This is a genomic window from Klebsiella sp. 64 (assembly GCF_018223915.1).
Taxonomy (GTDB): domain Bacteria; phylum Pseudomonadota; class Gammaproteobacteria; order Enterobacterales; family Enterobacteriaceae; genus Klebsiella; species Klebsiella pneumoniae.
Genome location: NZ_JAGRQZ010000001.1, coordinates 157,911 through 169,873, shown reverse-complemented (window position 1 = coordinate 169,873; position 11,963 = coordinate 157,911). Strand labels below are relative to the sequence as shown.

At 61.7% G+C, this 11,963-nt stretch carries 13 protein-coding genes; 6 read left to right on the top strand and 7 right to left on the bottom strand.

The features are described from left to right. The first annotated feature begins 22 nt into the window (after positions 1–22). Positions 23–1,222 carry an amino acid aminotransferase gene (locus KHQ23_RS00850; RefSeq protein WP_032412073.1) on the top strand — a complete coding sequence of 400 codons (1,200 nt, stop codon included), beginning with the start codon at positions 23–25 and terminating at the stop codon, positions 1,220–1,222. A 28-nt stretch (positions 1,223–1,250) separates the two neighbouring features. Here KHQ23_RS00850 and KHQ23_RS00845 read toward each other — a convergent pair whose 3' ends face one another. From KHQ23_RS00845 to KHQ23_RS00835, 3 genes are read right to left on the bottom strand one after another with little or no spacing between them, the layout of a single operon-like run. Then, entirely contained in the window at positions 1,251–1,919 is a 669-nt protein-coding gene (locus KHQ23_RS00845; RefSeq protein ID WP_002902397.1) for a methionine ABC transporter permease, read from the bottom strand. Further along, positions 1,912–2,925 carry a methionine ABC transporter ATP-binding protein gene (locus KHQ23_RS00840; RefSeq protein WP_004213990.1) on the bottom strand — a complete coding sequence of 338 codons (1,014 nt, stop codon included), beginning with the start codon at positions 2,923–2,925 and terminating at the stop codon, positions 1,912–1,914. Before KHQ23_RS00840 ends, KHQ23_RS00845 begins: the two co-directional genes overlap by 8 nt. Positions 2,926–2,933: 8 nt before the next feature. Beyond that, positions 2,934–3,740 (bottom strand): MetQ/NlpA family ABC transporter substrate-binding protein, encoded by an 807-nt coding sequence (locus KHQ23_RS00835; protein ID WP_002902393.1) that lies wholly within the window; start codon positions 3,738–3,740, stop codon positions 2,934–2,936. 220 nt (positions 3,741–3,960) lie between these two features. Between KHQ23_RS00835 and KHQ23_RS00830 the strand changes: the two genes are divergently transcribed. Continuing rightward, positions 3,961–5,136, top strand: a complete 1,176-nt coding sequence (locus tag KHQ23_RS00830; RefSeq protein WP_004148182.1) for an aminotransferase class I/II-fold pyridoxal phosphate-dependent enzyme — start codon at positions 3,961–3,963, stop codon at positions 5,134–5,136. 44 nt (positions 5,137–5,180) lie between these two features. Here KHQ23_RS00830 and KHQ23_RS00825 read toward each other — a convergent pair whose 3' ends face one another. Then, positions 5,181–6,215: an NADP-dependent oxidoreductase gene (locus tag KHQ23_RS00825; protein ID WP_020316484.1), complete on the bottom strand. Its 1,035-nt coding sequence runs from the start codon at positions 6,213–6,215 to the stop codon at positions 5,181–5,183. A gap of 88 nt (positions 6,216–6,303) precedes the next feature. Here KHQ23_RS00825 and KHQ23_RS00820 point away from each other — a divergent pair, with 88 nt between their 5' ends. Then, the gene (locus KHQ23_RS00820; RefSeq protein ID WP_004179582.1) at positions 6,304–6,852 is read left to right on the top strand and encodes a TetR/AcrR family transcriptional regulator; all 549 of its coding nucleotides are present in this window, start codon (positions 6,304–6,306) and stop codon (positions 6,850–6,852) included. A gap of 54 nt (positions 6,853–6,906) precedes the next feature. Here KHQ23_RS00820 and KHQ23_RS00815 read toward each other — a convergent pair whose 3' ends face one another. Beyond that, positions 6,907–7,818 carry an NmrA/HSCARG family protein gene (locus KHQ23_RS00815; protein WP_032434423.1) on the bottom strand — a complete coding sequence of 304 codons (912 nt, stop codon included), beginning with the start codon at positions 7,816–7,818 and terminating at the stop codon, positions 6,907–6,909. After that, positions 7,818–8,681 carry an MBL fold metallo-hydrolase gene (locus KHQ23_RS00810; protein WP_020316466.1) on the bottom strand — a complete coding sequence of 288 codons (864 nt, stop codon included), beginning with the start codon at positions 8,679–8,681 and terminating at the stop codon, positions 7,818–7,820. The genes KHQ23_RS00815 and KHQ23_RS00810 overlap by 1 nt, the downstream gene beginning before the upstream one ends. An 87-nt stretch (positions 8,682–8,768) precedes the next feature. Here KHQ23_RS00810 and KHQ23_RS00805 point away from each other — a divergent pair, with 87 nt between their 5' ends. Next, positions 8,769–9,692, top strand: coding sequence for a LysR family transcriptional regulator (locus KHQ23_RS00805; protein ID WP_004151594.1), 924 nt, complete (start codon positions 8,769–8,771; stop codon positions 9,690–9,692). A 19-nt stretch (positions 9,693–9,711) separates the two neighbouring features. On the opposite strand, the gene KHQ23_RS00795 is transcribed toward KHQ23_RS00805, so the two are convergent. Continuing rightward, complete coding sequence (locus KHQ23_RS00795; protein ID WP_004190483.1) at positions 9,712–10,617, bottom strand: LysR family transcriptional regulator; 906 nt, start codon at positions 10,615–10,617, stop codon at positions 9,712–9,714. Positions 10,618–10,757: 140 nt separating this feature from the next. Between KHQ23_RS00795 and KHQ23_RS00790 the strand changes: the two genes are divergently transcribed. Together KHQ23_RS00790 and KHQ23_RS00785 are read left to right on the top strand one after the other, a co-directional pair. Beyond that, a complete protein-coding gene (locus KHQ23_RS00790; RefSeq protein ID WP_025368193.1) occupies positions 10,758–11,687 on the top strand; it encodes an aromatic alcohol reductase in 930 nt (309 codons plus the stop codon). A 25-nt stretch (positions 11,688–11,712) separates the two neighbouring features. Next, the gene (locus KHQ23_RS00785; RefSeq protein WP_032434421.1) at positions 11,713–11,919 is read left to right on the top strand and encodes a YdgH/BhsA/McbA-like domain containing protein; all 207 of its coding nucleotides are present in this window, start codon (positions 11,713–11,715) and stop codon (positions 11,917–11,919) included. The last annotated feature ends 44 nt before the right edge of the window (positions 11,920–11,963 follow it).

The following is an 11,963-nucleotide window of genomic DNA, read 5'->3' as shown; positions in this document are numbered from 1 at the left end:
GGTCATTTCAGGAGTAACCACTGTGTTCCAGAACGTTGACGCCTACGCGGGCGATCCTATCCTGTCGCTGATGGAAGCCTTTCAACAGGATCCCCGGGCAGACAAAGTTAACCTCAGCATCGGGCTGTACTATAACGAGCAGGCCATCATTCCTCAGCTGGAGGCGGTCCGTCAGGCCGCTGACCGGCTGCAGAGCCAGTTGCAAAAGGCCAGCCTCTATCTGCCGATGGAGGGACTGGCGCCCTATCGCCGCGCCGTCCAGACCCTGCTGTTTGGCGAACATCATCCGGCGTTGCGTGCCGGACGCATCGCCACCATCCAGACGCTGGGCGGCTCCGGCGCGCTGAAGGTGGGCGCAGATTTCCTCAAGCGCTACTTCCCCGACTCCGCGGTCTGGGTCAGCGATCCGACCTGGGAGAACCATGTGGCCATCTTTGCCGGGGCGGGCTTCGAGGTGCATACCTATCCCTGGTTCGACAGGGCCACCCGCGGGGTCAATTTCCCCGCCATGCTTGCCGCCCTCCAGCAGCTCCCGCCGCGCAGCATCGTGCTGCTCCATCCTTGCTGCCATAATCCGACGGGGGCCGATCTCACCCCCGAGCAGTGGGATCGGGTGATTGAGGTGGTGATCGCCCGGGAGCTGATCCCGTTCCTCGATATTGCCTACCAGGGCTTTGGCCGCGGGCTGGATGAAGATGCCTATGCCATTCGCGCCATCGCCAGCGCCGGGCTGACGGCGCTGGTCAGCAACTCGTTCTCGAAGATTTTTTCGCTGTACGGCGAGCGCGTCGGCGGCCTGTCGGTGGTCTGTGACAACGCCGATGCCGCCGGGCGCGTGCTGGGCCAGTTGAAAGCCACCGTGCGCCGCAACTACTCCAGCCCGCCGGGGTTTGGCGCCCAGGTGGTGTCGCAGGTGCTCAACGATCCCGAGCTGAATGCCCTGTGGCAGGAAGAAGTGGAGGCCATGCGCACCCGCATCAGCGCCATGCGCGTCGCGCTGGTGAAGGCCCTGCAGGCAGCCCTGCCGGCGGGGGATTTTTCCTATCTGCTGACCCAGCGCGGCATGTTCAGTTACACCGGCTTTAGCGCCGATCAGGTAGACGTTCTGCGTCAAGAGCATGGCATCTATCTGATCGCCAGCGGTCGGGTCTGCGTGGCCGGGCTCAACCACGGCAATATTGCGCGGGTAGCCAGCGCCTTCGCCGCGGTCTGCGCACGCTAGCCGGGTCAACCCCGGCGCGGTAGAGCGATTAATCGCGACGCAGCCGGCGAGCCAGGCGGGTCCCCAGCGTCTGGATAAGCTGGACAATAACAATCAGCACCAGGGCGGTGGTGAGAGTGGCAAAGGCGTCGAAACGCTGATAGCCGTAGGTGATCGCCAGGTCGCCGATCCCGCCGCCGCCCACCGTTCCTGCCATGGCGGTCGCACCAAGCAGACCGATGGTCGCCGTGGTGAGGGCCAGAATCAGCGATGCCGCCGCCTCCGGCAGCATAAAGTGCCAGACAGTCTGCAGGGGGGTTGCGCCCATGGCGTCCGCGGCCTCGAGGATCCCCTCATCCACCTCCAGCAACGAGCTCTCCACTAGTCGGGCAATATAGGGGGCGACAAAGACGATCAGCGGCACGATGGCTCCCGCGGTGCCGATAGTGGTGCCCACCAGCAGTCTGGTAAAGGGCAGGATCACAATCAGCAAAATGATAAACGGCAGCGAGCGCAGCACGTTAATCAGCGGATTCAGCGCCTGATGCACCACCGGGTTGGCCACGATGCCGCCGGGACGGCAAACCACCAGCACAATCCCCAGCGGGACGCCGATCAGCGCGCCAAAGCCCAGCGAGACGGCGACCATAATCAGGGTGTCATGCAGCGCCAGCAGAAACTGATCGCCGGTGATGGCGGTATCAATAAGATCAAACATGGGTGATTTTCACTCCTGCATCGACCAGATGGGTGATGGCGCGTTCGGTTTCGTCAGGCTCGCCGAGGAGCTGCACAATCATAAATCCCAGAATCCGGCCCTGAACTTCAGACATGCTGGCAAACAGGATATTCACCTCGACAGCATACTCGCGGATCAGGTGGTTAATAATCGGCTGCTGCGCCGTCGCGCCGACAAATTCGAGGCGTAAAGCCCGGGCGCCGTTATCGCGCTGCAGGAACGACGCCACCCGCTGCGGCAGGCGGTCGTGCACCACCGACTGCACGAAACTGGCAGTGACCGGATGCTGCGGCTGAGCAAAGAGATCAAAAACCGCCCCCTGTTCAACGATACGGCCCGCCTGCATCACCGCCACCTTGTGACAGATTTTCTGGATCACCGACATCTCATGGGTGATCAGTACGATGGTGATGCCATACCGACGATTAATCTCCTGCAAAAGCAGTAAGATCTGCACCGTAGTGTGGGGGTCGAGCGCCGAGGTGGCTTCATCGCACAGAAGGACCGACGGGTTGGTGGCCAGCGCCCGGGCAATACCGACCCGCTGCTTTTGTCCGCCCGACAGCTCATTAGGGTAGCTGTGGATTTTGTCGCTCAGATCGACGAACGCCAGCAGTTCCGCCACCCGCGCCTGGATAAAGGCCTTGTCGCGCCCCTGTAAAATAAGCGGGATGGCGATGTTATGAAAAACGGTTTTCGAATTCAGCAGATTAAAATTCTGAAAGATCATGCCGATATCTTTTTTGATGGCCTGCAGGCGCTGGCCGCTGCAGTCCTGTAGCGGCTCGCCGTTTAACAGTACCTCGCCCTCGCCAGGTGTTTCCAGACGATTAATCAGCCGTAATAAGGTGCTTTTTCCTGCCCCGCTGTAGCCAATAATGCCAAAAATATCGCCTCGCTCAATGCTGAGATTAATATCCTGCAAGGCCAGAACCGGATGTCCTTTCCTGGAAAAGCTTTTACTGACGTGGCGAAATTCTATCATCGCGTTATTCATTTTAAATAGTCAGGCAGCAGGTAACCATCATACTGCGGATGGCTGAGAATATATTTTTTGAACTCGGCCGAGTGGTAGCCATCGATAATATCTTTGGCAAACTGCGCCTTCTGATTTTTACCGGCGACGGTCACGACATTAATAAAATGGCTGGTGGCTGCTTCCAGCTTTAAGGCCGAGGTCAGGGACATACCGCTGGAGACGGCAAAATTGCCCTGAATCAGGCCATAGTCGACGTCCGGCAGAGCGCGAACCTGCTGGGCATTATCCATCTCTTTTAGGACAATTTTGTAAGGATTATCTACGATGTTACGCTGCGAAAAAGTGGCCGGATCGCTGTCTGGTTTAATTTTCACCCAGCCAAGGCTCTCCAGCACCAGTACCGCGCGATATTCATTTGACGGCTGGTTTGGTACCGACACGACGGTGCCCGCCGCCGGGGTCCCCAGGGTGGTCAGTTTCCCACCATACAGCCCCATCGGCGGCGTGGGGACCTGCACAATGCCCACGTTATCGATCCCCAGCCGCTCATTAATTGCTTTCAGATATACCGGATGCTGCATAATATTCGCTTCGATATCGCCGCGGGCTACCGCGTCATTCACCTGAATACCGTCGCTGAAATCCTTATATTCGATTTTATACCCTTTACTCAATAAATAGGGCGCGACGCCTTTCTCAAATTGTTCTTTATACGGCCCGGGGTTAAAGCCGACGCGGATAAGATGAGCGTCGGCGGCGGCATAAAAAGAGGTGGCCGACAACAGGGCGAGAGCGATCCCGCGCGCAACTGACTTGTTCATAAGGTATTTTCCTGGAGGGTTGGCGATATTGAACGATTAAATCACAGCCGACTGTGGGTTGTAAGCCAGAACGCCGAATTTCCTTTTGCTAATTCCTCATTAACTTTTGCTATACCGACATATCTTAAAAACAAGAATCTTTTGCGTATATTGTTATTTAGCCAGCCGCTATAAATCCCTTAAAGATGGTTAATTATTCGTGATTTAAACCGGGAGTGTTATGCCTGATTTTACTGCTTCGCCGCTGGTGGACGCCCTGGAAGAGAATCTGTTCAGCCTGCTGGAAAAACTGGCCGCGGAGGTCAACACCGAAGCGCTACCGCTGATCGATCTTTCCAGCGGCAGTCCGGATCAACCCACCCCGCCGGAAGTGATCGACTCGCTGCAGAGCGCTATTCATCGTCGTGAAAACCATGGCTACCCGTCGTTCTGGGGCAAACCACAGGTCCGCGAGGCGATCGCCCGGTTCTATCGCCGGCAGTATGATGTGGAACTCGATCCGCACAGCGAAGTCGCCGTGTTTCAGGGGTCGCATATCGGTATAGGCGGCATCCCGCGGGCGCTACTCAGCCCCGGGCAATACCTCATCTCCACCGATCCCTGCTATCCGATTTACCGCTCGGCGGCGCTGCAGTCCCAGGCGGCGTTTTATGGCCTGCCGCTCAGGGCGGAGAACCATTTCCTGCCGGATTTTAACGATCTTCCCCGGGAAGTCGCTGACAAGGCCGGGCTGGTGGTGCTTAACTATCCGCATAATCCAACCGGCGCCCTCGCCACGCCGGCGCTGTTCGCCAGCGCGCTGCAGTTTGCTCGTCGTCACCAGGTGCCGATCCTCCATGATTTTGCCTATGCGGCCATCGGCAGCGCGGCCAGCGATGCGCCGCTGAGCCTCTTCTCCCAGCCCGACGCGAAAGCATGGGGAGTGGAAACCTATACTTTTTCCAAGACCTTTAATATGGCCGGCTGGCGCTTCGGCTTCGCGGTCGGCAACGCCTCGATTATCCGGGCGTTTAAAAAGCTGCACACCCATAGCTACAGCACGGTGTTTGGCGCGATTCAGGATGCGGCGATCGCCGCGCTCAACCTGCCGGCCGAACGGATTGCGCAGCTAACGGCGGTCTATCATCAACGTCGGGAGTGGGTTCTGCGTCGACTAGCCGCGCTGCGCTGGCCGGCGCGTGACGCACAAGGCACTTTCTTCCTCTGGCTCGGCGTGCCGCCCGGCTACCGTTCGCAGGAGTTTGCCCGTCTGCTGCTGCAGGAAGCGCATATTCTGGTGGCGCCGGGCACGGGTTTTGGCGCAGGGGGGGAAGGATTTATTCGCATCAGCCTGACCGCAGGGGACGAGGCGCTGAGCAACGCGCTGGACCGTCTTGCCCGGCTGGCGCTGTTTTAGCCCGCCGCCGGGAGAAGCAAAAACGCAACCCTGGCCGTCGGGGATTACCCGGCTGACGAGTCCATCACCGACAGCACGATTTTGCCCTCAAGATGCCCCTGCGCTGCTCGCTCATGCGCCATCTGCGCCTGCGCAAGGGGGAAAACGCTGTCAATTGCAACCCGGATGACCCCGGCGTCCAGCAGGTCGGCAAGCCGGGCGAGCTGCGCGCCGCTGGAGCGTACCTGGGTGGTGGAGACCGTCACTCCGCGCTGTCGCGCCTCTTCCGCCCCGGCAAAGCCGAGCGGAAAGATCGGGTACAGCGCGCCGCCGGGTCGCAGGGTACGCAAAAAACGGCCGCTGGCCGGCCCGCCCGGCGCATCAATGACCAGGTCCAGGTCACGCACCGTCTCCTCCACTGCGGTGGTTGTATAGTCGATAACGCTATCGGCGCCGAGCTGACGTAAAAAGGCTTCATGGCGGCCCGCGGCGGCGGCAATCACCTCGGCGCCCTGCCACTTTGCCAGCTGCACGGCGAAATGACCGACTCCCCCTGCCGCACCGTTGACCAGGACGCGTTTACCCGCCAGCGGCACCGGCCGATGCGGCCCCGGCTGCAGCGGATTCGCCACCTCATGCCCGGGATCGATCATGAACTGCCAGGCGGTGAGGAGCGACATCGGCACCGCGGCGGCCTGCTGATGGCTCAGGGTTAGGGGTTTGCGAGCGAGGTCGCTGACCGGCACGCTAACGTACTCGGCGTAAGCGCGGCTGCCCCCTGCCGCCCCTTCGGGAAAACGCGCCATAGCATACACTTCGTCGCCGACCGCCACCTCCCGGACGTCATCCGCCCGCGCCACCACCACCCCGGAGAGATCGGTCCCGAGGATCAAGGGAAAGCGGACCTCGGGCCGCCACTCCGGGGGCAGCTGTTGATAGCCATCGCGCAGATAGCTGTCCGGCGGGTTCACGCCCACCGCGTGCACCTGTACCAGTACTTCACCGGCCTGCAGGACCGGCATGGGCGCATCCTCATAGCTCAGGACTTCCGGCCCGCCAAAGGCGTGCTGTTGAACGGCCTTCATCATCTGCGTCGACATCGCTTTCTCCTCATATGGAAATGCGTTATATTTAACGGAGCACCGCTCCGAATATATGGAGCAGTGCTCCGATTGTCAAGGAACGCCAATGAGAGCTGATGCCAGAAAAAATTATGACCTGTTGATCGAGGTGGCCCGGGACGTCTTTGTGGAGCAAGGCGCTGAGGCCTCGCTGCGCGATATCGCCCGCCGGGCGGGCGTCGGAATGGGAACCCTCTACCGCCACTTTCCCAACCGCGACAGCCTGCTGGAAGCCCTGCTCCGCAGCCGCTTTGCGGCGCTAACCGCCCGGGCTGAGTCGCTTCTGCTCGCCGCCGATCCTGCCGCGGCGCTGCTGGAGTGGCTGGCCGAGAGCGTGGCGTTTACCCATCAGCATCGCGGGATCATCGCCCCGCTGATGAGCGCCATCGACGATCCTGAGTCCGCCCTGCACAGCGCCTGCGTTGCCCTGCGCGCCGCCGGTACGTCGCTGCTGACCCGCGCGCAGCAGGCCGGGCTGGCACGGCCAGATCTCAGCGGAGAGGAGCTGTTCGATCTGATCGCCGCGCTTGCCTGGCTGCGGGAGCAACCGTCCCATGCCCCGCGCGCAGAGCGGATTTTAGCGGTGCTGGCCGACGCGATCCTGACTGCCGGCTAGCGGCGGCCGGTCACCGACGAGACAGCGCGCCTGGCGCTAACGAAACGCCCGCCTTTAACGATCAAACGCCCAGCTGGCCGCGCTGGTCAGCGCCCGCTCGAAGGCGGGACGGCCGGGGCCGGCCAGCCAGCCGGCGAAGGTGTGCAGCTGCGGGTGCAGCTGGCGCATGGCGTCGAGGTCGGCGTGCCCCGCCAGCCGCCCGTCGTCCACCAGCCCGGTCAGCTTGTGCAGAAAAGGACTGGTGGCCAGCACCTCGTCGGAAAATCGCGAATAGGGGATCGGCCGTCCCGCCGCCGTGGAGAATAACCCCTCCAGCTGACGACCGGTCACGCTGTCGCTGGCGATCTCGAACGTCTTGCCGGCAAACCGCGCCGGCGCGGCAAAAACCGCCGCGACAAGATGGCCGATATCCTCCACCGCCAGCACCTGCATTCTCCCCTCCGGCAGCATAAAAAATTGAAAACGACCTTCATCAAGGCCAAAACCAGGCATCACCAGCAGCTCCATAAAGGTGGCGGGCCGCACGATGGTCGCCGCCAGCGGCAGGCGGCGAATATGCCGTTCAATTTCCGCTTTGGTGTCATAATGCGCTACGCCGGTCGGCGTCTCTCCCGTCGCGCTGCCGGAGCTGTACACCAGATGCTTCACCGCGCACTCGACGGCGAGATCGGCGATGGTTATCCCGTAGCGTACCTCCTGCTCATCGGTCACCGTCCCTCCCGGCGAACTGGGCTGGACGCTGAAGACGCCGTCGACCCCGGCCATCGCCGACCGCATTGCCGCCCGGTCTTCAAAGGTTCCCACGACCAGCTCGGCTCCCCGCGCCGCCAGCGCAGCGGCCCCGGCGGAGAAAGGATCCCTGACCAGCGCCCGAACCCGCCAGCCGCGGTGCAGCAGCGCCCGCGCCACCGAGCCGCCCTGCTGACCGGTGGCGCCAAAAACCAACACGCTTTGCGCATTATTCATCACTCTTCTCCCTTATCTGCAGCCTGTTTCCCGGCCTCTCGCCAGCGATAGTCACCTTGCTTATCCTTCTCCAGCCAGCCGCAGGAAGGCCCGGCAAAATGCCCGGTGAACCATTGAGCATGATGGCTTGCCCCCCACGCCATCATCTCCCGTCGCGAGACTTCCGCCTGCCGGGGATCGCCGCAGAACGCTGAATTCCACTGCGGATGGGCAAACTGGATCGGGGAATGCAGAAGATCGCCGGAGAAACAGGCGTAGTCATCTCCGGCGGCGAGGACCAGCGCGGCATGGTCCGGACTGTGGCCGGGGGTGGGAATAAAGTCGATCCGTCCGCCGACCCGCGGCCGGGTCGCCACATCGACGGTCTCCAGCTGGCCGGCCTCAATCACCGGCAGCAGGCTGTCAAGCCACAGCGCCCGGTAGCGTTCGCTGTTTTTCACCCGCGACAGCTCTTTTGCCGAGCACAGATAGCGGGCGTTGGGAAACAGCGGCACCCAGCGATCGTCCTGCCAGACGGTATTCCATCCGACATGGTCGGTATGCAGGTGAGTCAGTAGCACCAGGGTCACGTCCTCCGGGTTCACTCCCGCGGCGCGGAGATTCTCCAGATACGGCGTGCTAAGTTGATGATAGAGCGGATTGCCGCCGCGCTCCCGACCATTGCCGGTGGCGGTATCGATAACAATCAGATCGTAGGGGGTCTGCACCACCCAGCTGTGGATTGACAGCGCAATCGGCTGAATAACGGCCTCCGCCTCCGCTACCGGGAACGCCTCTGGATAGAGCGCTGCCGGCAGCAGGGAAATCTCGCGCTCCGGCACTTTGAAAATCAGGCTATCGCCTGTCTGGTAAGTTTGCATCACTCCCTCCGCGCGCATTGCGCTGGTTGATTTATCGGGGTGATATTCACTATGCTGCCGGGATAACCCACATTCAAATTGATTATCATAATGAACAAAATCATTGAAAATGATTTTAGTCGTATCGATCTGAATCTGTTGACAGTCTTGATGGTGCTGTACCGCGAAGGGAGCGTCACCCGTACCGCAGAGGTGCTGCATCTTGGCCAGCCGGCTATCAGCGGGGCGCTGAAACGGCTGCGCGAGATGTTTGACGACCCGCTGTTCGTCCGCAGCGCCAGAGGCATGCTGCCGACGCCGCGGGCGCAAGCGCTGATGACCGACCTGCAGCCGCTGATGGAAAACCTGCATTCGGCGATGTTTGGCGCAGGAGAGTTCGTCCCGGCGCGCGCGCAGCAGCTTTTTCGCATCGGCCTCAGCGACTGGAGCGAGCACTGGCTGATGCCCCCGCTGTTACCCGGGCTGATGCAGGAGGCGCCCGGAGTCTCACTGCAGTCGATAGCCGCCGACCCCTTCCAGGTTCGCCAGTTGCTGGAGGAGGAGCGCATTGATGTCGCGGTGTCTGTCAACAAACAGAGCCGTGGGGAGATCGTCAGCGAGCCGGTGATGTCCATGGGAGTCACCACCCTGTGGTCGCCGCAGCAGATCCCCTGCCGCGGTCCGCTGTCGGTGAGCGACTTTGTCGCCTGGGAACATGTGATGGTGGCCTATCGCGAAACCGGCCACGGTGAAATTGACCGCCAGCTCGCCAGCCAGGGGCTCGCGCGGCGCGTGCGCTTTGCCACGCAGAATTTCTCCACCTTTCCGCTGCTGCTGACCACCCTGCCGCTGTTCGCCACCGTCCCGCAGGGGCTGGCGCAGCGCTGGCAGGCGCAGTATGCGCTGCGCGCGGACGCTCCGCCGGTAGCGTATCCGGAATTTACGCTGTGCATTTTGCGGCACAAACGGCGGGCGCAGGATCCGGCGCTGAACTGGCTGGTGACGAAGTTAAAACAGGCCATGCGCGGCCAATAACCGGGCCGATGCCCCGGCATCAGGCCTCGCTGTGCGGGGGTTGCAGCACGCGCCTGCTCCAGTCATAAAACGCGCGCACCGCCGGCGGCAGATAGCGGTTTTGCGGATAGACCAGCGACAAGGGAAGATCAGAAGCGGCCTGCTCCAGACAGGCGACCAGCGCCCCGCTCTGCAGATAAGGTTGCGCCAGATAGCTGGCGACGCGGATCAGGCCCAGCCCCTGAATGCCAGCCTGAATGTAGGCATCGGTATCGTCGACCACCAGCGTCTCCCGCATGCGGATCGCGCAGTCGCCTTCATCGAGGGAGAAAAGCCAGTCGATGGTCCGCCCGGTACGGTGATTCAGGTAGCCCACCGCCCGATGCTGGTGCAGTTCGTCGATGCTCTGCGGCCGGCCGTGGGCCGCGAGCCAGGCCGGCGAGGCGAGGACCATCCAGCGATAGCGGGCCAGAGGACGCGCCACCAGGGTGGTGGAATCTTCGATCCGCCCGGTACGGATCACGCAGTCGAATCCCTCCTGAATAATATCTTCCACGTTGTCGCTTGAGCAGAGGATCAGCTCCAGATCGGGATACTGCTGCAAAAACTCGCCGATCCTCGGCAGAATGCAGTGGCGGGCAAGGGATTGCGGCATCCCTACCTTGAACCGCCCGGCGGGCTGAGCCGAGCGCCCGGGAAAGGAGGCTTCCATCGCCGCCATCTCGGCCAGCAGCCTTTTACACTCCTCATAATACCGGCGACCCTCCGCCGTCACGCTGAGCTTGCGGGTGGTGCGCTGGAGAAGCTGCGCCCCGAGCCAGGCTTCCAGCTCCTTCACCACCCGCGATACCGTGGAGCGCGGCTGCCCGAGCACCTCCGCCGCGCGGGCGAAGCTGTGGGCATCCACGACCGCAACATAGACCTGCATGGCATCCAGTTTGTCCATTTCGTTACCCCCCCCGGCGCTCATTATCCCAATATTACGAACAGTCTAACCCGAAACGCTGTACTTATCGAATGTCGACCGTCCCCCTACACTGAGCCTGTAGCCCGTCAACACAAGGCTTAACTGAGCAAGGAGTTAAAATGAAAACTGATAATTTTAATCATGCGGAAAAGGTATTGGTGCTGGGAGCGGGACAACTGGGCGCCGCCGTTCTCGATGCGCTGGTGCCTGCGGTAATCGAGCGCCAGGGCACGGTCTCGGTCATCGTCTCGCCGGCGGCCTGGGATGAAGCCGGCCAGCTGCGGTCGGCAAACCATCAGGCGCTGGCCGACGCCGGAGCCACCTTCCTCGCCGTCGACATCGCCGGTAGCGCCATGGAGACGCTGGCCGATCAGTTTCGCGGATTCACCACCGTGATTAACTGCATGGGGTTTGTCGCCGGTCCGGGGACACAGCTGAAAATTACCCGCGCGGTGCTGGCGGCCGGGGTACCCCGCTATTTTCCCTGGCAGTTTGGCGTCAATTACGATGTGGTAGGCAAAGGCAGCGGTCAGCCGGTCTGGGACGAGCAGTACGATGTCCGGACCCTGCTGCGCGCGCAGCGGGCCACGGAGTGGGTCATTGTCTCCACCGGGATGTTTACCAGCTTTCTCTTCGAACCAGACTTCGATGTAGTGAATTTATCCAACCGAACCCTTCACGCCCTTGGCAGCTGGGATACCCAGGTGACCGTCACCTCACCGGCGGATATTGGCCGCCTGACCACGGCGATTTATCTGCATCAGCCGCGGATCGTCAACGAGGTGGTGTTTGTTGCCGGCGAAACGACCTCTTACCGGCAGTTGGCGGATACCGTGGAGCGCGTAACGCAGCAGACGTTCAGCAAAGCCGTCCACACCCTGCCCGCCCTGCTGGAGCAGCTGCGGACAGACCCGGATGACGCCATGCTGCGCTATCGCGCCGCCTTCGCCCGGGGGGATGGCGTGTGGTGGCCGATGGGCGACACCTGGAATGCCCGCCACCAGCTGCCGACCCAGGACATTGCCGGCTGGCTGCAGACCGCGCGCTGATTTTCTCTCACAGGACAGAATGACGATGAACAAGTTAATTCCACTGATCGTATTGAGTTGCCTGCTGCCCCTGGCGGCAAATGCCAGAACCATCACCGCCACCGGCGATACCCTGGACCATGCGGAGAGCAAAATCCTCCAGCAGGCCGCCCGCGAGGGCGTGACTACCTATCGCATCACTGAAGCGCGAATGGGCAACAAAGTGCATATCACGGCGAAAATCGCGGACTAAAGCACCGGCGTCAGGCTCAGGGATGAGCTGCCGGCAGCCCGCGC